16 protein-coding genes, 1 tRNA gene and 1 CRISPR repeat array are annotated in these 20,577 nt (G+C 73.1%); of the genes, 16 read left to right on the plus strand and 1 reads right to left on the minus strand.

Going from position 1 to position 20,577, the window contains the following annotated elements; all coding sequences use genetic code 11:
- Nucleotides 1-3: 3 nt before the first annotated feature.
- From rodA to O4U47_RS11480, 10 genes are all read left to right on the plus strand, one after another.
- Entirely contained in the window at nt 4-1,185 is a 1,182-nt protein-coding gene (gene rodA, locus O4U47_RS11435) for a rod shape-determining protein RodA (protein WP_270677773.1), read from the plus strand.
- Nucleotides 1,186-1,242: 57 nt separating this feature from the next.
- Nucleotides 1,243-3,192, plus strand: coding sequence for a TIGR03960 family B12-binding radical SAM protein (locus tag O4U47_RS11440; RefSeq protein WP_270677774.1), 1,950 nt, complete (start codon nt 1,243-1,245; stop codon nt 3,190-3,192).
- A gap of 499 nt (nt 3,193-3,691) precedes the next feature.
- Nucleotides 3,692-4,453, plus strand: coding sequence for a TIGR03936 family radical SAM-associated protein (locus O4U47_RS11445; RefSeq protein WP_270677775.1), 762 nt, complete (start codon nt 3,692-3,694; stop codon nt 4,451-4,453).
- Nucleotides 4,454-4,573: 120 nt separating this feature from the next.
- Entirely contained in the window at nt 4,574-7,966 is a 3,393-nt protein-coding gene (locus O4U47_RS11450; RefSeq protein WP_270677776.1) for an Rne/Rng family ribonuclease, read from the plus strand.
- Nucleotides 7,967-8,213: 247 nt separating this feature from the next.
- Entirely contained in the window at nt 8,214-8,522 is a 309-nt protein-coding gene (gene rplU / locus O4U47_RS11455; protein ID WP_270677777.1) for a 50S ribosomal protein L21, read from the plus strand.
- Between the two features lie 14 nt (nt 8,523-8,536).
- Complete coding sequence (rpmA, locus tag O4U47_RS11460; protein ID WP_270677778.1) at nt 8,537-8,797, plus strand: 50S ribosomal protein L27; 261 nt, start codon at nt 8,537-8,539, stop codon at nt 8,795-8,797.
- A 143-nt stretch (nt 8,798-8,940) separates the two neighbouring features.
- Nucleotides 8,941-9,458: a CRISPR direct-repeat array (repeat unit 29 nt; unit sequence GTGCGCCCCGCACGCGCGGGGATGGACCC).
- Nucleotides 9,459-9,740: 282 nt separating this feature from the next.
- Entirely contained in the window at nt 9,741-11,111 is a 1,371-nt protein-coding gene (gene obgE / locus O4U47_RS11465; protein ID WP_270677779.1) for a GTPase ObgE, read from the plus strand.
- A gap of 155 nt (nt 11,112-11,266) precedes the next feature.
- On the plus strand, nt 11,267-12,529 hold the full coding sequence (gene proB, locus O4U47_RS11470; protein WP_270677780.1) for a glutamate 5-kinase: 1,263 nt from the start codon (nt 11,267-11,269) through the stop codon (nt 12,527-12,529).
- Between the two features lie 628 nt (nt 12,530-13,157).
- Nucleotides 13,158-14,414, plus strand: coding sequence for a glutamate-5-semialdehyde dehydrogenase (locus tag O4U47_RS11475; protein ID WP_270677781.1), 1,257 nt, complete (start codon nt 13,158-13,160; stop codon nt 14,412-14,414).
- Nucleotides 14,415-14,774: 360 nt separating this feature from the next.
- Nucleotides 14,775-15,590 carry an SAM-dependent methyltransferase gene (locus O4U47_RS11480; protein ID WP_270677782.1) on the plus strand — a complete coding sequence of 272 codons (816 nt, stop codon included), beginning with the start codon at nt 14,775-14,777 and terminating at the stop codon, nt 15,588-15,590.
- Between the two features lie 83 nt (nt 15,591-15,673).
- Here O4U47_RS11480 and O4U47_RS11485 read toward each other — a convergent pair whose 3' ends face one another.
- Complete coding sequence (locus tag O4U47_RS11485; protein ID WP_270677784.1) at nt 15,674-16,729, minus strand: M48 family metallopeptidase; 1,056 nt, start codon at nt 16,727-16,729, stop codon at nt 15,674-15,676.
- A gap of 280 nt (nt 16,730-17,009) precedes the next feature.
- Here O4U47_RS11485 and nadD point away from each other — a divergent pair, with 280 nt between their 5' ends.
- From nadD to O4U47_RS11515, 6 genes are all read left to right on the plus strand, one after another.
- Complete coding sequence (nadD, locus tag O4U47_RS11490) at nt 17,010-17,672, plus strand: nicotinate-nucleotide adenylyltransferase (protein ID WP_270677833.1); 663 nt, start codon at nt 17,010-17,012, stop codon at nt 17,670-17,672.
- Nucleotides 17,669-18,061: a ribosome silencing factor gene (gene rsfS / locus O4U47_RS11495; protein ID WP_270677785.1), complete on the plus strand. Its 393-nt coding sequence runs from the start codon at nt 17,669-17,671 to the stop codon at nt 18,059-18,061. The genes nadD and rsfS overlap by 4 nt, the downstream gene beginning before the upstream one ends.
- 80 nt (nt 18,062-18,141) lie before the next feature.
- Nucleotides 18,142-18,768 carry a histidine phosphatase family protein gene (locus O4U47_RS11500; protein WP_270677786.1) on the plus strand — a complete coding sequence of 209 codons (627 nt, stop codon included), beginning with the start codon at nt 18,142-18,144 and terminating at the stop codon, nt 18,766-18,768.
- Nucleotides 18,769-18,882: 114 nt separating this feature from the next.
- Nucleotides 18,883-18,955, plus strand: a tRNA-Ala gene (locus O4U47_RS11505).
- A 142-nt stretch (nt 18,956-19,097) separates the two neighbouring features.
- Nucleotides 19,098-19,751 carry a hypothetical protein gene (locus O4U47_RS11510; protein WP_270677787.1) on the plus strand — a complete coding sequence of 218 codons (654 nt, stop codon included), beginning with the start codon at nt 19,098-19,100 and terminating at the stop codon, nt 19,749-19,751.
- A gap of 4 nt (nt 19,752-19,755) precedes the next feature.
- On the plus strand, nt 19,756-20,538 hold the full coding sequence (locus O4U47_RS11515; RefSeq protein WP_270677788.1) for a hypothetical protein: 783 nt from the start codon (nt 19,756-19,758) through the stop codon (nt 20,536-20,538).
- The last annotated feature ends 39 nt before the right edge of the window (nt 20,539-20,577 follow it).

Here is a 20,577-nt window from a genome sequence, read left to right on the forward strand (position 1 = left end):
ACCGTGTCCACCGTGCGCTCCGCACCCGAGCCCCTGCGCCGCGGCACCGCCTCGCGGGCGTTCCGCACCGTGGCGGGCAACCGCCCGCGCCGCCTCGACCGGGCCCTCATCGGCGGCGTCCTGGCGCTGACCGCGATCGGCACGCTGCTGCTGGCGGCCGCCACCTATGAGCCCGGGCACCCGGAGAGCCCGCTGGTCTACGTCGAGCGGCACCTGGCGCACGTGGGCATCGCGCTGGCGGCCGGGGCGGCCGTCGCCTTCGTCGACTACCGCAAGCCCCGCGCCTACGCCCCGATCGTGTTCATCGCCTCCGCGGTGCTGCTGGCGCTGGTGCTCACGCCGCTGGGCGAGGTGGTCAACGGCTCCCGGTCGTGGGTCGCGCTCGGCCCGGTCCAGCTCCAGCCCTCCGAGTTCGCCAAGGTGGGCCTGGTGCTGATGGCCGCCATGCTGCTGGGCGAGCCCCGCGACGGCGAGACCGCACCCACCAGCCGGGACGTGCTGTTCAGCCTCGGGGCGCTGGCGGTCCCGCTGGGCCTGGTCATGCTCCAGCCCGACCTGGGGACCGGCATGGTGGTGGGCGTCACCTACCTGGCCATGCTCACCCTGTCCGGGGCGCCGCTGCGGTGGATCGCCGGGCTGCTGGCCTGCGGGGTGGCGGCGGTCGTCGCGGTGTGGTGGTTCGGCCTGCTCAAGGCCTACCAGCTGGCGCGCTTCACCAGCTTCCTGGACCCCTCCATCGACGCGCGCGGCACCGGCTACAACGCCAACCAGGCGATGATCGCCGTCGGTTCGGGCGGCATCAGCGGCACCGGCCTGTTCCGGGGGGAGCAGACCGCCGGGCGGTTCGTCCCCGAGCAGCACACCGACTTCATCTTCACCGTCGCCGGGGAGGAGCTGGGCTTCGTCGGCGGCATCGCCGTCATCGGGCTGATGGCGCTGGTGCTGCTGCGGATCCTGCGCATCGCCGCCGGGTGCGAGCAGCCCTACGCCCGGCTGGTGTGCGTGGGCGTGGCCGCCTGGTTCGCCTTCCAGGCGTTCATCAACATCGGCATGACCATCGGCGTCACCCCCATCACCGGCATCCCGCTGCCGTTCGTCTCCTACGGCGGCAGCGCCACCATCGCCAACATGTGCGCGGTCGGCCTGGTCCTCGGGGTGCACGCGCGCGACCGGGGCTTCGAGTGATCCGGCATACCCTGGTAGGGCACGTGCCGCAGAACCCGACCCGGAGGCGACAGTCCCATGTCCTTCAATGCCGGTGAGAGCGTCCTTCCGCAGCTGGAGGCGCTCCTGCCGCGTGTGCAGAAGCCCATCCAGTACGTCGGCGGCGAACTCAACTCCGTCGCCAAGGACTGGGAGGGCGCCGAGGTCCGCTGGGCCCTGATGTACCCGGACGCCTACGAGGTGGGCGTGCCCAACCAGGGCGTGCAGATCCTCTATGAGGTCCTCAACGAGCGCGAGGGCGTGCTCGCCGAGCGCACCTACGCGGTCTGGCCCGACCTCGAGGCGCTCATGCGCGAGCACGGCATCCCGCAGTTCACCGTCGACGCGCACCGCCCGGTGGGCGGCTTCGACGTGCTGGGGGTCAGCTTCGCCAGCGAGATGGGCTACACCAACCTGCTCACCGCCCTGGACCTGGCGGGCCTGCCGCTGCATGCGGCCGACCGCACCGACGACCACCCGGTGGTGCTGGGCGGCGGGCACGCCGCGTTCAACCCCGAGCCCGTGGCCGACTTCCTGGACGCCGCCGTCCTCGGCGACGGCGAGGAGGTCGCCCTGGCCATCACCGAGGTCGTGCGGGAGTGGAAGCGCGAGGGCCGCCCGGGCGGCCGCGACGGGCTGCTGGAGCGGCTCGCGGCCGGGGGCGGGGTGTACGTGCCGCGCTTCTACGACGTGGACTACCTGCCCGACGGGCGCATCGGCGGCTACCGGCCCAACCGGCCCGGGGTGCCCTGGCAGGTGCAGAAGCACACCGTGATGGACCTGGACTCCTGGCCCTACCCCAAGGCGCCGATCGTGCCGGTGGCCGAGTCGGTGCACGAACGGTACAGCGTGGAGATCTTCCGCGGCTGCACCCGCGGCTGCCGGTTCTGCCAGGCGGGGATGATCACCCGCCCGGTGCGCGAGCGCAGCAAGGAGACCGTGCAGTCCATGGTCGACGAGGGGGTGCGCAACACCGGCTTCCAGGAGGTGGGGCTGCTCTCGCTGTCCAGCGCCGACCACACCGAGATCGGCGGCATCGCCAAGGGCCTGGCCGACGCCTACGAGGGCACCAACACCGGCCTCTCGCTGCCCTCCACCCGGGTGGACGCCTTCAACATCGACCTGGCCAACGAGCTGACCCGCAACGGCCGCCGCTCGGGCCTGACGTTCGCCCCCGAGGGCGGCAGCGAGCGGATGCGCCGGGTGATCAACAAGATGGTCACCGAGCAGGACCTCATCCGCACCGTCACCGCCGCCTACGAGGCCGGGTGGCGCCAGGTCAAGCTGTACTTCATGTGCGGGCTGCCCACCGAGGAGGACGAGGACGTCCTGGCCATCGCCGACCTGGCCACGGAGGTGATCCGGACGGGCCGGGAGGTCACCGGCCGCAAGGACATCCGGTGCACCGTGTCCATCGGCGGGTTCGTCCCCAAGCCGCAGACCCCGTTCCAGTGGGCGGGCCAGACCCCGGCCGAGACCGTGGACGCCCGGCTGCGCAAGCTCCGCGACGCGCTGCGCGCCGACAAGCGCTACGGCAAGTCGGTGGGCCTGCGCTACCACGAGGGCAGCCCGTCGATCATCGAGGGCCTGCTCTCCCGCGGCGACCGCCGGGTGGGCGCGGTCATCGAGCGGGTGTGGCGCGACGGCGGCCGGTTCGACGGGTGGAGCGAGCGCTTCTCCTACGAGCGGTGGATGCGCTGCGCCGAGGAGGCCCTGGCCGGGCAGCCGGTCGACGCGGACTGGTTCACCGTGCGCGAGCGCGCCGAGGACGAGGTGCTGCCCTGGGACCACCTGGACGCCGGGCTCGACCGGTCGTGGCTGTGGCAGGACTGGGAGGACGCCCAGCACGGCGAGGAGTCGGTGGAGGTCGACGACTGCCGCTGGAACCCCTGCTACGACTGCGGGGTGTGCCCCAGCATGGGCACCGAGATCCAGATCGGCGTGTCCCCCGCGGACCGCTCGAAGCTGCTGCCGCTGAGCGTGGTCTGAGACGCGGAAGGCGAGAGTGTATGGCCCGGTGCCCCGCTCGCACCGGGCCATACGTGCAGTAAGACGGACGGTGGGCCCCGAAGGTTTGCACGTTCGCCGAAAAATCTCCAAGAATCTTTGGCGCCGGGGATTTTCGCAGGTCACCGTGGCGTTCTCCGGGTAGCGGGGCGGCCGGGGGACCGGACCCGCGCGCCCGGGCGGGTGGCGTGTCCGCTTTTCAACCGGTGTCGCCCTGGGAACAGCACGGGTGTGCCCTGAGCGCGCCGTCGGGGGCCGGCAGGCCCCGTTCGGTCGGGTGATGGGCGCTCGCCCCCGGGGCGGTGGCGCGCTCCGCCCCCCGCGGGCCGTAGGCTGAATGGGACGTGAATTCCCCAGGTGGGTGTGTCGTGTTGGTATCGGCACCCCGCCAGGGGGGTCGACGAGGAAAGGAGTTCCGCTGCCCCCCGCACCTGAGGGCACCGCTTCGCCCGCCGACGACCGACCCGCACCGAGGCTGCGCGTGCGCTACGCCAAGCGCGGCCGAATGCGTTTCGCCAGCCATCGCGACATCGCGCGCGCTCTGGAGAGGGCGATCCGCAAGGCGGGCGTTCCCGTCGCCTACTCGGCGGGGTTCACACCGCACCCGAAGCTCTCCTACACCGGGGCCGCCCCCACCGGGGTGGCCAGTGAGGCGGAGTACTTCGAGATGGTGCTCGCCGAGTCCGTACCGCCGGCGCGGGTGCGCGCCGGCCTCGACGCCGCCCTGCCCGACGGGTTGGACGTCGTGGAGGCCGTCCCGGCGGAACCGGGAGGCCTGGCCGACCGGTTGCAGGCCTCGCAGTGGCGGGTGGAGCTGCCCGGCGTCGCCCCCGACGACGCCGAGAGTGCGGTGGCCGCCTTCATGGCGGCCGACAGCGTCGAGGTCGAGCGGCTCACCAAGAAGGGCCGCCGCCGCTTCGACGTCCGCGCGGCCGTCGTCCGACTGGAGTCGGACGCGCGTGCCGCAAGGGAACACAACGCGACATATGCCATACTTCGGATGGTCGTCCGGCACACCGCACCTGCCGTTCGACCGGACGACGTGGTGACCGGCCTGCGTCACGCGGCCGGCCTGGCGCCGCCGTCATCGCCGATGATGACCCGGCTGGCGCAGGGGCCGCTGGACGAGGGGACCGGAGGGATCGCCGACCCGTTCGCGACGGATCGACGGGGCGCGACCCCCGGACCCGCGGAGGGGGAGCGGCAGGCGCCGCCCCCGTCGGGGATCGCGGGCCCGACATGACGACTTTGCCCCGGCGGCGGGAGGCCGCCGGGCGCCGACACAGCGACGACAGCTCTCGCGCGCCGCGGCCGGGCACCGAGCCGGAGCCGCGCCCGAGAGCTCTGACGGGAGACCGCCCGGATGCTCGAGAACGAGCCCAACGGCGGTGCCGAAGGCACCGCGGGAACAACTGAAACAGCAGGGAACGACGGCGAGGTCACGGTGAGCGCGCCCGCCGGGCGCCGGGGGGTGCGGGCCGCCGGCCCGCCACCGGAGCCGGACGCCCCGCAGGCCGCCCCCGCCGCGCCGCTCACGCGGCCGGCCGGGCAGGTGGACGACGACGCCCACCAGGTGGTCGTCTCCGCCCCCAAGGCCGCGGGCACGGCGCGCCGGGTGATCACGCCCGAGGAGCCGCCCGCCCCCGCCGTCCCCGCCCGGCGCACCGTCACCGCGGCCGAGGCCGTGGAGGACGCCGACGGGGCCGAGGAGGAAGGGCAGGAGGACGAGCAGGGCGCCGCCGCTGCCGCGCCCGAGGAACCGGCCGAGAAGCCGGCGGAGAAGCCGCGCACCCGCACGCGGGCGCGCCGCGCCGCCAAGGCCGAGAGCGCCGACGCCGGCGCCTCTGGCGAGGCGGAGTCCGCCGCGCAGGCCGAAGAGCCGAAGGCGGGCGCGAAGAAGGCGCCCGCCAAGAGGACCACGGCGCGAAAGAAGGCGGCGCCCGAGCCGGAGCCCGAGGCCCCCGCCGCCGACGACCCCGCCGCCGGGGCCGCGGAGGCGACGGCCGCCTCGCCGTTCCAGTCGCCCATGGTGCTGTTCCAGCCGCCGGTGGCCCCGCCCGCGGGCGCCCCCGCCGCGGCGTCGAACGGCACGCACGCGCCCGCCGAGGCCGAGGCCGACACCGAGGACGACGCGGACGAGACCGCTGAGGAGACCGACGAGGCCGAGGCCGACACCGAGGACGCCGACGCGTCGGCGGAGGGCTCCGAGGAGCGCCCCACCCGCCGTCGCCGCCGCCGGGGCGGACGCGGGCGAGGCCGGTCCCGCTCGGGCGACGAGGCGGGCGACGACGAGGTCGGCGAGGGCGAGGAACCCGCAGCCGAGGCCGAGGCCGCCGACGGCGGCAAGGCCGCCCGGCAGGCCGAGTCCGACGAGGGCGGGGCGGGCAGCCGCCGCCGTCGCCGTCGGCGCCGCCGGGGTGCCGGGGACAGCGGCGGCGGCGAGGAGCCGGCGCCCAAGGACGACCCGCCCAACACCGTGGTGAAGGTGCGCGAGCCGCGCGCGGCCGCCACCGCCGAGAACGAGGTCCAGGCGGTCCGCGGCTCCACCCGCCTGGAGGCCAAGAAGCAGCGCCGCCGCGAGGGCCGCGAGCAGGGCCGCCGCCGCGCCCCGATCGTCACCGAGTCGGAGTTCCTGGCCCGCCGCGAGTCGGTCAAGCGCGACCTGGTCGTCCGCCGCATCGAGGACCGCACCCAGATCGCGGTGCTCGAGGACGACGTCCTCGTCGAGCACTACGTGGACCGCGCCACCCACCGCTCCTACGTCGGCAACGTCTACCTGGGCCGGGTGCAGAACGTGCTGCCGTCGATGGAGGCCGCCTTCGTCGACATCGGCAAGGGCCGCAACGCGGTGCTGTACGCGGGCGAGGTCAACTGGGACGCCTCCGGCATGGAGGGCCAGCCCAAGCGGATCGAGTCGGTGCTCAAGTCCGGCCAGTCGGTGCTGGTGCAGGTCACCAAGGACCCGCTGGGGCACAAGGGCGCCCGGCTCACCAGCCAGATCAGCCTGCCCGGCCGCTACCTGGTGTACGTGCCCGACGGCAACATGACCGGCATCAGCCGCAAGCTCCCCGACAAGGAGCGGGCGCGGCTCAAGCAGATCCTCAAGAAGGTGATGCCCTCCAACGCCGGCGTGATCGTGCGCACCGCCGCCGAGGGCGCCAGCGAGGAGGAGCTGGAGCGGGACATCTCCCGCCTGGCCTCCCAGTGGGAGTCGATCAAGCGCAAGTCGAAGTCGGCCTCGGCGCCCTCGCTGCTCAACAGCGAGCCGGACCTCACGGTCAAGGTGGTCCGGGACGTCTTCAACGAGGACTTCTCCAGCCTGGTCGTCTCCGGCGGCGAGGCCTGGGACACGGTCCGCGAGTACGTGGACTACGTGGCCCCGCACCTGTCCGAGCGGCTCACCCGCTGGGACGGCGAGCGGGACGTCTTCGAGGCCTACCGGATCGATGAGCAGATCACCAAGGCGCTGGAGCGCAAGGTGTGGCTGCCCAGCGGCGGCTCGCTGATCGTCGACCGCACCGAGGCGATGACCGTCGTCGACGTGAACACCGGCAAGTTCACCGGCCAGGGCGGCAACCTGGAGGAGACGGTCACCAAGAACAACCTCGAGGCGGCCGAGGAGATCGTGCGCCAGCTCCGGCTGCGCGACATCGGCGGCATCATCGTGATCGACTTCATCGACATGGTGCTGGAGAGCAACCGCGACCTGGTGCTGCGGCGGCTGCTGGAGTGCCTGTCCCGGGACCGCACCAAGCACCAGGTGGCCGAGGTCACCTCGCTGGGCCTGGTCCAGATGACCCGCAAGCGGGTCGGGCAGGGGCTGCTGGAGGCGTTCTCGCACTCCTGCGAGCACTGCAACGGGCGGGGCCTGGTGCTGTCCAGCGAGCCCGTCGAGGGCAAGGGCGGCGGCTCCGGGGGCGGCCGGAAGAAGAAGGGCAAGAACGGCTCGGAGAAGGGCGCCGAGAAGGCGTCCGACAAGGGTGCCGACGCGGCTGACGAGAAGGCGGAGAAGGCCGACCGGTCCGACGGGCAGGCGTCCGAGCAGGCCGCCGTCAAGGAGGACAAGCCCGCGGCGAAGGGCGCCGACAAGGCGCCTGAGAAGGCGTCGGAGAAGGACGCGGCGCCGGAGCCCGAGGCCAAGGAGGCGCCCAAGAAGCGGTCGTCGAGGCGCAGGTCCGCCAAGCAGGCCGCCGCGCCCGAGGAGCCCGCGGCGGACGCGGCGGCAGCCGAGTCGGCCGCCGGGGCCGCGGAGGCGCCGGCCGAGCCGGTGTCCGAGGCGCCCGCCGAGGCCGCCCAGGACACCGCCGAGGGCGGGACGGCGGAGGAGGAGCAGGAGGCGCCCAAGAAGGCCAAGCGCGCCTCCACGCGGTCCACCGCCAAGACCACGGCGTCCAAGGCGAAGACCACCAAGAGCGCCTCCAAGACCGGCACCAAGGCGGCCGCGAAGAGCACCGCCGAGGCCGGGGCGAAGAAGACCACGTCCACGCGCCGGAGCAAGAAGGCGGCGGAGGAGGCGGCCGAGCCCGCCGACGAGACCGCCGCTCCGGCTGCGGACGCGGCCCAGCAGGCTTCCGCGGAGCCCTCGGGCGCCGCGGCGGCGGAGCAGGAGGCGGCCGCGTCCGACGGCGCCGCGGCCCCTGCGGACTCCGCCGACGCCGGGGAGGCCGACGGCGGGGCCGAGCGCCCGCGCCGCCGCCGCACCCGGCGCACCAAGACCGGCGGCACCCCCTCGGAGTCGGCGGTCGTCGAGGCCTGACGGGCACGGGCCGGACCGCGGTGCGCTGCGGTCCGGCCCCGACCCGGGCGTGCCGGGTCCTGACCGGGCGGTGGTAACCTAAAGGTCGGTGCGTCGGCGCGCCCCTATCGTTCGCGCGCCCGAGACCCGACTTCGATTCCCACGCCCCCTAGCGGGAGCCCGGTGGGTATGGGGCTGCGGTCAACAGCAGCGCATTTCACTCCCCGCCTCGGCGGGGATTGTCCACGAGCAGGAAGAGAGTTCCCCGGTGTACGCGATCGTGCGAGCGGGCGGCCGACAGGAGAAGGTGTCTGTCGATGACGTCTTGAACATCGACAGGGTCTCCGAGGAGGCCGGTTCGACGGTGTCCTGGGAGCCGCTGCTGATCGTCGACGACGGCAAGGTCGTCAGCGACTCCAGCGAGCTGAGCGGCTACAAGGTCACCGCCGAGGTCCTCGGCGAGGCCAAGGGCCCGAAGATCAACATGATCAAATACAAGAACAAGACCGGTTACAAGAAGCGCCTGGGTCACCGCCAGAAGTACACCCGGGTCCGCGTCACCGGCATCGCCAAGTAGAGGAGGGCTCCCCGATGGCACACAAGAAGGGCGCATCGTCCAGCCGTAACGGGCGCGACTCCAACGCTAAGCGGCTCGGTGTCAAGCGCTTCGGCGGCCAGTCCGTCAAGGCCGGCGAGATCCTGATCCGTCAGCGCGGGACGAAGTTCCACCCCGGCGACAACGTCGGCCGCGGTGGCGACGACACCCTGTTCGCGCTGGTCGAGGGCAAGGTCGAGTTCGGCAACCGGCGCGGCCGCAAGGCCGTCAACATCGTCCCGGCCGGCGCCGAGTAATCAGGCGCGCCGCGAGACGGAGCATTCCGCGTAGAGGCGGGTCGGGAGGGGGAACCCTTCCGGCCCGCCTTTCGTGGATGATGGGGACGTGCGAAGTGGCATGAGAGGGCAGCGTCGCGAGGGAACGCCCCAGGTCAACGAGAGTGCTCTCCGCACGCGCGGGGATGGACCCTCCTTGGCGGGCAGCGCCCGCAGCACCACATCGTGCTCTCCGCACGCGCGGGGATGGACCCGCTCCGCGACGAACACACCCCGGCCAGGGCGTGTGCGCCCCGCACGCGCGGGGATGGACCCTCCAGGGCCAGCTCCGGGCCCATTTTCACCACGTGCGCCCCGCACGCGCGGGGATGGACCCAGGGTGAGCATGATCGGCCAAAAGGAGCACGAGTGCGCCCCGCACGCGCGGGGATGGACCCTCCTGGCCGTCCTCCCACGCCGCCTCGCGGCGGTGCGCCCCGCACGCGCGGGGATGGACCGTCCACGTGCTTGGACAGCACCAGGGTGTCGACGTGGTTCCCCGCACGCGCGGGGATGGACCCCGCGCCGCGATCGCGCGAATGCTGATCCCCTCGTGCTCCCCGCACGCGCGGGGATGGACCCCAGTAGGCCCAGCCGATCACGTCGTTCGCGATGTGCGCCCCGCATGCGCGGGGATGGACCCAGAGCCTCGCGCAGCCCCGTGGGAAGCCGGTAGTGCTCCCCGCACATGCGGGGATGCGCCGGGCCCGTCCGGCGGGTGCCGCGTGCCGTCCCCCCGTGCCCCCACGGTGTGATCGGTCTCCCTCCCGCATATGCCTTCGCCGTCGTTTGGTCCGACCGTCTAGAGTGTTGACTGGTGGATCTTTCCTCCCCGCCCGGACCGGACCGGCGGGTCGAGGGTTTTCACACGGCAGAATCCGCGCGCCGGAAAGCGCGCAGGCGCGACACGGGGAGAACCAGGCACATGCCCGATTTCGTCGACGAAGCGGCCTTGCACGTCAAGGCCGGTGACGGCGGGCACGGCTGTGCCTCCATCCACCGGGAGAAGTTCAAGCCCCTCGGCGGCCCCGACGGCGGCAACGGCGGGCGCGGCGGCGACATCGTCCTAGAGGTCGACCCGCAGATCTCCACCCTCCTCGAATACCAGCGCCGCCCCCACCGCCGGGCCGGGAACGGCACCCCCGGCAAGGGCGGCAACCGCAACGGCGCCAACGGCGACGCCCTCGTGCTCCCCGTCCCCGACGGCACCGTCGTCACCGGTGAGGACGGCGAGGTGATCGCCGACCTCGTCGGCGCCGGGACCCGGCTCGTGCTCGCCGACGGCGGCGCGGGCGGCCTGGGCAACGCCGCCCTGGCCTCGCCCAAGCGCAAGGCCCCCGGCTTCGCCCTCAAGGGCGAGGAGGGCCTCTCCGCCGACGTCCGCCTGGAGATCAAGACCATCGCCGACGTCGGCCTGGTCGGCTTCCCCAGCGCCGGGAAGTCCTCCCTCATCGCGGCCCTGTCGGCGGCAAAGCCCAAGATCGCCGACTACCCGTTCACCACGCTGATCCCCAACCTCGGCGTCGTCGACTCGGGTGAGGTGCAGTACGTCGTCGCCGACGTGCCCGGCCTCATCCCCGAGGCCAGCCAGGGGCGCGGCCTGGGCATGAACTTCCTGCGGCACATCGAGCGGTGCTCCACCCTCGTGCACGTCCTGGACTGCATGACCGCCACCTACGACCCCGACCGCGACCCGGTCCGCGACCTCGACGCCCTGGAGGCCGAGCTGGCCGCATACGGCGAGCTGATGGAGGTCGACCTGTCCGACCGGCCCCGCCTGGTCGTCCTGAACAAGATCGACGTGCCCGACGCCCGCGAGCTGGCCGAGATCGTGCGCCCCATGCTGGAGGAGCGCGGCCTGAAGGTGCTGGAGGTCTCCGCCGCCAGCCGTGAGGGCCTGCGCGAGCTGGCCTTCGCCATGGGCGGCGAGGTCGCCCGTGCCCGCGCCGCCCGGCCCGAGCCCGAGCCCACCCGGGTGGTCCTGCGCCCCCGCGAGATCGGCGGGGCCTCGTTCGAGGTCGTGCCCCTGGGCGACAACACCTTCCGGATCCGCGGCACCAAGCCCGAGCGCTGGGTCCGCCAGACCGACTTCTCCAACGAGGAGGCCGTCGGCTACCTCGGCGAGCGCCTCGACCGGCTCGGCATCGAGGACGCCCTCGCCAAGGCGGGCGCCGCCGCCGGGGCCGAGGTCTACATCGGCACCGAGGAGGACTCCGTGGTCTTCGACTGGGCACCGGGCGTCGACACCGACCAGGCCCCGATCGGCCCGCGCGGCAGCGACTCCCGGCTGGGCTGACGCCGCGCGGGCGGGGTGGCAGGCGCCCGGCCGCTTCGACGATCGACACAGATGGGAAGTCGTCCGCCGTGCACCAGGAAGGCACAGCAGGGCAGGGTAAGGACAGCGCCTCCGGGACCGCCGGGGGCGGGGCCGCGGGAGGCGCCCGGGGGGAGTTGCGCGCGGCGCGGCGCGTGGTGGTCAAGGTCGGCTCCTCGTCGCTGACCACCCCCGACGGGCACATCGACACCGACCGCATCGCCGAACTCACCGACGTGCTGGCGCGCCGCCGCGCCGCCGGGACCGAGCTGGTGCTCGTCTCCTCCGGGGCGGTCGCCGCGGGCATGGGGCCGCTCGGGCTGGCCGCCCGCCCCCGCGACCTGGCCACCCAGCAGGCCGCGGCCAGCGTCGGCCAAGGGCTGCTGGTGGCCCACTACACGGGCGCGTTCGCGCGCCACGGGCTGACCGCCGCGCAAGTGCTCCTCACCGTGGAGGACCTGATGCGGCGGGTGCAGTACCGCAACGCCCAGCGCACCTTGCGGCGGCTGCTCGACATGGGCGGCGTGCCCATCGTCAACGAGAACGACACCGTCGCCACGCACGAGATCCGGTTCGGCGACAACGACCGCCTGGCCGCCCTGGTCGCGCACCTGCTGCGGGCCGAGGCGCTGCTGCTGCTCTCCGACGTGGACGCGCTCTACGACGGGAACCCCGCAAAGCCGGGGACCCGCCGCATCCCGCGGGTGACCGGCGCGGGCGACCTGGACGGGGTGGACGTCGGCGGCACCGGCGGGCGCGGGGTCGGCACCGGCGGGATGGTGACCAAGCTGGAGTCGGCGCGGATCGCCACCGAGGCGGGTGTCCCCACGGTGCTCACCTCGGCGGCGAACGCGGGGGAGGCGCTGGCGGGCGCGTCGGTGGGCACCCTGTTCACCGCGTCGTCCAAGCGGCGGCCGACGGCCCGGCAGCTCTGGCTCGCGCACGCGACGGCGGGCCGCGGGACCGTGGTCCTGGACCCCGGGGCGGTGCGGGCGGTGGCGGCCGAGCACGCCTCACTGCTGCCCGCCGGTGTGGTGAAGGTCGAGGGCGACTTCAGCGCCGGCGACCCGGTCGACCTGTGCGACGAGGACGGGCGGCCGGTGGCCCGCGGGCTGGTGAACTACGACGCCGCGGAGATCCCGATGCTGATGGGGCGCTCCACCCGGTGGCTGGCCCGCGAGATGGGCCCCGAGTACGAGCGGGAGATCGTGCACCGCGACGACATGGTGCTGCTCGACCGCGCCCGGTCGGTCGGCGGGACGCGCACGCCGAAGACCGGACGCAGCGGCGCCCCGGACGCCCCGGACGCCCCGGACGTTCCGAAGGCGTCGGGCGCGCCGGGGGCACCGGACGGCCCGTCCCCGAAGGCGACGGCCCCGGCGGGCGGCTCCCCGGCGTAGCCGGTCCCCGAACGGTGCCCCGAACGGTGCTCGGACGCGGGCGGTGACCCCGCCAGGCGTTCGGTCGGCCCCCGACCGCACCGGCCGAGCCGTCGCGGACCCGACGGCGGGCCCGACCGGGCGGGGTGCTTATTCGGGCGGCCCCGCAGCCGATGGCACCCTCGCGAGTCCGATCAGCGAGCCGTGGCCTCCGTTGCTCGATGGTGTCCGCCGGAGAGGTGGAACTTTCAGCGGCCGTGGTCACCGTCCGCCTACGACCTTCAGCCGTCCGCCGACAGGCGCCCCGTCGGTGCGCCCCCCTCCGCCGCGGATCCCCGATGATCTCGGGAGAAACGACGCTAAAACCGCGCTTGTAGCGTCGTTTCTCCCGAGATCAACAACTGAAGAGGGCCGGAGCGGCCGCTCAGGGCTCGTCGGACGGAGAACCTCCCGACCGACCACGAGAACCCCTGACCGCCACGAGAAGTACCGGGCCACGGCTGGCCGGGACCGCGCGATCCGCGGTTCCGGCCACCGGCCCCACCCGGTCGGCGCTCGCCCCACCCCGGCGGGGGCGGCCGGAATAAGCTGGGCGCAGGCCCGACACCCGATCCACGACCACGACATTCCCGAGCGAATGGAACCCCTGATGAGCAACACCGAGCGCGAGGTGCACGACGCCGCCCGCAGGGCCAAGGACGCCGCGGCCGACCTCGCACCGATGAGCCGGGCGGACAAGGACGAGGCCCTCGCCGCGGTCGCGGACGCGCTGGTCGCCGAGGCCGCCTCCATCGTCGCCGCCAACGCCGAGGACCTCGACCGGGCGCGCGCCGCCGGGGAGACCGAGGCCTACCTGGACCGCCTCGCCCTCACGGAGGAGCGCGTCTCCGGCGTCGCCGACGCGGTCCGGGCCGTCGCCGAGCTTCCCGACCCCGTCGGGGAGGTCGTCTTCGGCTCCACCCTCCCCAACGGCCTGGAGCTGCGCCAGGTCCGGGTGCCCCTGGGCGTCGTCGGCATCATCTACGAGGGCCGCCCCAACGTCACCGCCGACGCGGCGGCGCTGTGCCTCAAGAGCGGCAACGCCGCCCTCCTGCGGGGCTCCTCCTCGGCCTACTCCTCCAACACCCGCATCGTGGAGGTGATCCGGGGGGCCCTGGAGAAGACCGGCGTCCCCGCCGACGCGGTGCAACTGGTGCCCGGTTCGGGGCGCGACTCGGCGCAGGCGCTCATGAGCGCCCGGGGGCTGGTCGACGTGCTCATCCCGCGCGGCGGGGCCAACCTCATCCAGGCCGTGGTGCGCGACTCCACGGTGCCCGTCATCGAGACCGGCGCCGGGAACTGCCACGTCTACATCGACGAGCACGCCGACCTGGACAAGGCGGTGGCCATCGCGGTCAACGCCAAGGCGCAGCGGGTGTCGGTGTGCAACGCGGCCGAGACGCTGCTGGTGCACGAGCGGATCGCCGACCGCTTCCTGCCGCGGTTCCTGCGGGAGATCGGCGACCTGGGCGTCACCGTGCACGGCGACGACCGGGTGCGCGCCCTGGACGACCGCGCCGTGGCCGCCACCGAGGAGGACTGGAGCACCGAGTACCTGTCGATGGACCTGGCCGTGAAGGTGGTCGAGACCCTGGACGAGGCGATGGCGCACATCCGCGCCTACTCGACGGGGCACACCGAGGCCATCGTCACCGACTCGCAGGCGGCGGCGCGCCGCTTCACCTCGCGGGTCGACTCGGCGGCGGTCATGGTGAACGCCTCGACGCGGTTCACCGACGGCGGGGAGTTCGGCTTCGGTGCGGAGATCGGCATCTCCACCCAGAAGCTGCACGCCCGCGGCCCGATGGGGCTGCGGGAGATGACCTCCACCAAGTACATCGTCACCGGTGACGGCCAGGTGCGCTGATACCGGGAGGGGGCTGCCCCACGGCCCGGAAGATCCGCGGGGCCCACCGCGCCGAGAGCGCGGTGGGCCCCGCGGCCGTGGTTGCCCCGACCGCCTTGGTCGCCCGTGACCGCCCTCGGCCGCGCCCGTCCGGCCCCGGGCGCCCCCGGCCGCGCTCGAAGCGGCGCGGATGTCCGTTCCGGCGGCCGGTCCGGCGCCCCGCACGTGCGGGTTCGCAGGTGAGCGCTCTATGCGGTGGACCGGTCACGGGGAGCCGACCGGCGAGGCGGGCCGCCCGGGTCCGAACGGCGCTCACACGGGCCCCGTGAGGCACTACGATGCCGGAACAGTAGGAGTTTTCGCGTTTCCGGGAGCCCCCCAATGACCACCGATCAGCACCCGCCGTCCGGATCGACGTTCGACAGCGGGGTGCCCACGGCCGCCCGCGTCTACGACGTCATGCTCGACGGCAAGGACAACTACGCCATCGACCGGCAGGTGGCCCAAGCGAGCCTGGAGGTCATGCCCGAGCTCAAGGAGATCGCCCGGCACAACCGGGAGATCCTGCACCGGGTGGTCCGCCACGTCGCCGCCGACCAGGGCATCGACCAGTTCCTCGACCTGGGGTCGGGGCTGCCCACCGCGCGCAACACCCACGAGGTGGCCCAGCAGGCGAACCCCGCGGCGCGCGTGGTCTACGTCGACATCGACCCGCTGGTGTCCGCGCACGGCCACGCCATCCTGGCGGAGAACGCCTACACCCACGTCGTGACCGGCGACATCCGCGACCCGCGCTCCGTGATCGACCACCCCGAGGTGCGCGAGCTCATCGACTTCGACCGGCCGGTGTGCGTGATGCTGTGCGGCATCCTGCACCACCTCCTCGACGAGGAGGACCCCAACGGCATCGTCGCCGCGTTCCGGGACACGGTCGTCTCCGGGTCCTACTTCTTCATCACCAACTTCACCCGCCTGGGCGACGCACCCGAGAGCGTGGAGCTGGAGCGGGTCCTGCTGAGCCAGCTCGGCACCGGCCGGGTGCGCACCGTCGAGGAGCTGATGGCCTACTTCGACGGGATGGAGCTGCTGGCCCCCGGGATGGTCCCGCTGCCGCTGTGGCGGCCGGACGGCATCGTCCCGGACAGCACCTCCATCGCGGCGCGCTTCATGACCGGGGGAGTGGCGCGCAAGGACTGAAGGCGCGGCCGGACGCGGCCCGGGGGGCCCAACGGGCCCGCGCCCCCTGCCGTCCGCCGCACCGACGGCGGGGGCGCGGCCCGTCAGTTCTGCCGGCTGTCGGAGTCGCCCCGGCTCCCGGCGCTCTTCCAGCGCTCGGCGACCGTGTCGAAGATCTTGCCGCTCGCGTTGGCCGCGGTCCCGGCGACGTCGCGCACCATGCCCACCAGTGGGTCCGAGGAGCGCTCCCAGGACTGCTTGTAGGAGTTGGCGGCGTTGCGCGCCTCCTCGCTGACCGAAGCGTCCTTGTCGCCGGAGCGGCGCGGGTAGTCCCCGGCGAGGATGGTGCGGTACGAGCCGTCCTCGATCCAGCGGTGCAGCTCGGCGGTGCGCACCACGGCGAAGGGGTGGGTGGTGCCGATCAGGCTCATCACCTTCAGGAGGCTGTCGCGCGCGTCGCCCCCCTCGTCGTACTCCTTGGCCTGCTCCAGGAAGGCGTCGGTGTTCATCTCGGCCAGGCGCGAGCCGCCGGCCATCTTCATCAGCGCGCGCTTGGCGGCGTCCGGGTCCTGGGCGGCCAGCAGGCCCGCGCGGTCGCAGGACAGCTCGGACTTGCGGTACCACTCCTCCAGGGCGGCGACGATGGCGCGCAGGCCGATGTAGCCCAGCGGGATCCAGGCCACGCGCGCGGCCAGGTTGATCAGGGCCAGGAGCATGGTGCGGTAGACGGCGTGGCCGGACAGGATGTGCCCGACCTCGTGGCCCACCACGAAGCGCTGCTCCTCGGCGTCGAGGAGGTCGAACAGCCCGCTGGTCATGACGATGAACGGTTTCTGGCTGCCGATCGCCATGGCGTTGGGCTTGGGGTCCATCTTGATGTAGAGCTCGGGCACCTCCTTGAGGTCGAGCACGTAGGCGGCGTCGCGCACGTAGTCGTGCACCTCGGGGAACTGGCGTTCCCCGACCCGCACGGCGCCGGAGAGGAACATCAGGCGCAGCGCGCGCTCGTTGAACAGCCCTGAGAGCTTGCGGAAGACCTCGTCGAAGCCACGGAGCGACCGCAGGGCGACCAGTGCGCCGCGGTCGGCCGGGTGCTCGTAGGCGCGGGAGGAGATGTCGTCGAGTCGGACGCGGGCGCGGTCTGGTGTGTTGGTGGCCATGTCGGCATGCTATGCGCGCCTCCCCGGCCGACGCCACGATTTCCGGCAACGAGATATGACGCGAATCCGGCGCCGCCCGGAAGGCCGTGCGTGCGGCCGGGTCCCGGCCCGCCGAGGGGGCGGCGCGGGGGCCGGGACCCGTCCGCGGGCGCGCCGTGGGCCGGTGCCCGGGGACGCGCCCGGCGCGGGTGCGGGGACGGCGCGGTGGACGCCTTCGGTTAGTCTCGGCGGCGGCTGGAAAAACCGGTGTAAAGGGAGCGATGAGGTGGCGAACGGAGCGATGGGCGCGGGCGCCGGCCGGGGTCCGGGCCGTCCACGACGCGTGGGGGTCATGGGCGGCACCTTCGACCCGATCCACCACGGGCACCTCGTCGCCGCCAGCGAGGTCGCCCACCTGTTCCACCTGGACGAGGTGCTGTTCGTCCCGGCGGGGCGGCCCTACCAGAAGGACCTGGACAAGGTGGCCCCGGCCGAGGACCGCTACCTGATGACGGTCATCGCCACCGCGGAGAACCCGCAGTTCAAGGTGAGCCGGATCGAGGTCGACCGCGAGGGCCCCACCTACACCATCGACACGCTGCGCCAGCTCCGCTCCGACTACGGTCCGGACGTCAAGCTGTTCTTCATCACCGGCGCCGACGCCCTTGGCGCTATCCTGAGCTGGCAGAACGTGGACGAACTCTTCGAACTCGCGCATTTCGTGGGCTGTAACCGGCCCGGGCACCGGCTGACCGACACCGGGCTGCCCGACGGCAAGGTCAGCCTGGTGGAGATCCCGGCGCTGGCGATCTCCTCCACCGAGTGCCGGGAGCGCGTGGGCAAGGGCGAGCCGATCTGGTACCTCGTCCCCGACGGGATCGTCCGCTACATCAACAAGACCGGGCTCTACCTCGACGACCCGTCGGCGGGGCGGACCCCAGGGGAGGCAGCTACTTCATCGTGACCGCTACGGACAGGGCCGTCGAGCTCGTGAACATCGCCGCCGAGGCGGCTTCGGACAAACTCGCCCAGGAGGTCGTCGCCTTCGACGTGAGCGACCAGCTCGTCATCACCGACGCCTTCCTGCTGTGCTCCGCCCCCAACGACCGGCAGGTGCGCTCCATCGTCGACGAGGTGGAGGAGCGCCTGCGCGAGGCCGGCGCCAAACCGGTCCGCCGTGAGGGCGAGCGCGACGGGCGCTGGGTGCTGCTGGACTACGTCGAAATCGTCGTGCACGTCCAGCACGAGGAGGAGCGCGGCACCTACGGCCTGGAGCGGCTGTGGAAGGATTGCCCCGCGATCACCCTGCCGGAGAGCGCGCGGGGCCGCGAGCGCACCCAGGACGGCGCCTGAGCGGTCCGTGGGGCGGCCCCTGGGGGCCGGTCCGCCGCCGATCAGCACCGACCTGCACCGACCGCACAGGAGTTGAGTCGATGGCCGAATCCCGTCGTGTCCTCTGCTGGCGCCACGGCCAGACCCAGTGGAACGCGGACAAGCGCTTCCAGGGGCAGTCCGACATCCCGCTCGACGACGTCGGGCGCGAGCAGGCCCAGCGCGCGGCGCGCCTGCTGGCCGCGCTGCGGCCGGACGCCGTCATCGCCTCGGACCTGCGCCGCGCGGCGGACACGGCCGGGTACCTGTCGGAGGCCACGGGGCTGGCCGTGCACACCGACAAGGGGCTGCGGGAGCGCTTCGGCGGGCCCTGGGAGGGGCTGACCACCGCGGAGATCCGCGAGCGGTGGCCGGAGGAGAACGCCCGGATGGAGATCCCCGGCGGTGAGCCCATCGAGGAGGTGGGCGAGCGCGTCGCCGAGGCGGTCGAACGCGGGCTGGAGCGGGTGCCCGAGGGCGGGCTGCTGGTGGCCGTGGGCCACGGGGCGGCGCTGCGCGCGGGCATCAACCGGATGCTCGGGCTGCCCGTGGAGATCCGCCAGGCGCTGGGGCCGCTGGGCAACTGCTCATGGTCGGTGCTGGGGCCGCTGCGCGTGGGCGGGTGGCGCCTGCTGGAGCACAACGCCTCCAGCCTCCCGGAGGAGAGGATCCTCGGCGACGACCGGTGAGCGCGTCCCCGCAGGTCCAGGGGGAGCGTTCGGAATCCGTTTCGACTAATCGGGCGGATTCCGCTATCGTTCAGGGTGTCGGCAGGGCGGTTCCCCCGCCCCCGCCGGACCCGAGGGGCTATGGCGCAGTTGGTAGCGCGCCTCCATGGCATGGAGGAGGTCTGGGGTTCGAATCCCCATAGCTCCACAGAAGCGAACGGCCCGGTGCGGATGCGATCCGCACCGGGCCGTTCGTCGTTCCCGCGCTTCGCCTCCGCCTCCCACGGTTCCGTCCGGTCCCGGCCACCGGGCGGGGAACCGCTTTCATCACGGGCCTCGTCCCAGCTTCCGTGACGAACTACTGGGAGCGGGAGCCGAAAGATCAGCCGGCGTCGGAGGAGATCTCCCTGCCGACTGCGACCCGGCTGCTGTGGGCCATGGTCGGCCTGATGTTCCTCGCGGGGGTCCTGCATTACGCCGTGCTGCCGTACACGGCCGGGTTCATCCTCCTCTGCCTGGCATGGCCCGCTGCTGCCTGTTGTGCCGGGATCTGGGCGTACGCGGCATCGGTGCGGTTCAGGGGATTGGCCGTGGGCTTCGCCGCCGTGCTGGTGCTTGCCGGGTCGGCGCTGTTCCTCGCCAGAGCGGCCGTGTACCACGTCTGGGCCGATGAGGTCCGCTGCACGGTGGCGGCGACGAGCACATGGGACGAGATGGTCTTCCGCTACAACCGCAGAGGCGGCGGAGGGCGCCCCGCCCATGAGGTCGAATGGGAGTGCGCCGGTGAACGGGTCACGGTGAAGAAGGCCGGGACCCCATCCGTCGAGGAAGGTGAGACCCAGGACATGGCCTACGACCCCGAGGGGCGCCTGCCGCTTGAACGGGCGCGGAAGGTTATGGAGCTGTGGATCCCCGGCAGCGCGGGAGCGATATCCCTCGGTGTGGTGATGTACCTCGGCCGCTACCCGCGACGCCCCGCCTGGACCCGGACGGACAAGGCCTGAGGGCATGCCGACCGCCCAAAACCGCGACCCCTACGGCGACGAAGAGTCGAGGGACCGGACACCGCTGATCGTCACCGTGGTCTTCGCCACGGTGGCGGGCCTGACGTTCTTCCTCGCGCTCGTGCACTATTTCGCCCTGCCGCAGTGGCTCGGCTTCCTCCTGCTCTGCGTGGTGTGGCTCGTCGGGTTCGGCTGCTCCCTGGCCTGGGGCCGCTGCGCGAGTGCCGGGTGCGCCGGGTCGCTCGTGGGTGCGGCCGCGGGGCTCGTGCTGCTCTGGGCGGTGGTCCTGGCGGCCCGGGTCCTGGCCTACGACTCCTTGACCGAGGAGGTCAGGTGCACGGTGGTCGCGGCCGAGACGCGGGTCGTGCGGCAGGACCCCTTCAGCGAGCGGCGGAAGCGGTTCGTCCACGAGGTGGAATGGGATTGCGCGGGCGAGCAGGTCTCCGTGCGCCGTGTCGGAGCGTTCGGCGGAGAGGGCGGCGAGCCCGCGCTCCGCTATTCGGAGGGGGAATCCCATGTCATGGCGTACGACCCCACGGGGCGCCTGCGGCTCGAACCGGCCGCGGGTGCGACGGACCTGTGGACACCGTCGGTGATGGGGGCGGTGTCGCTTGGGACGATGGTGCTCCTCGCCAGGCCGACGCTCCCGTTCAGGCGGCCGTGGTCAGGGAAGGCCAGGAAGGACCGACGCCCCCACAGGCGCGACCCGTGGGGGATCGACGACGACGGGGACTCGGATCGGTCGGACCGCCCTGACCCGTGGGAGAAATACGGCTTCGACTTCTGACCCGCCGTCAGGGCCGTCCGTGTGTCCGACCCCGCCAGG

Source organism: Nocardiopsis suaedae, from assembly GCF_027706745.1.
Taxonomy (GTDB): Bacteria; Actinomycetota; Actinomycetes; order Streptosporangiales; family Streptosporangiaceae; genus Nocardiopsis_A; species Nocardiopsis_A suaedae.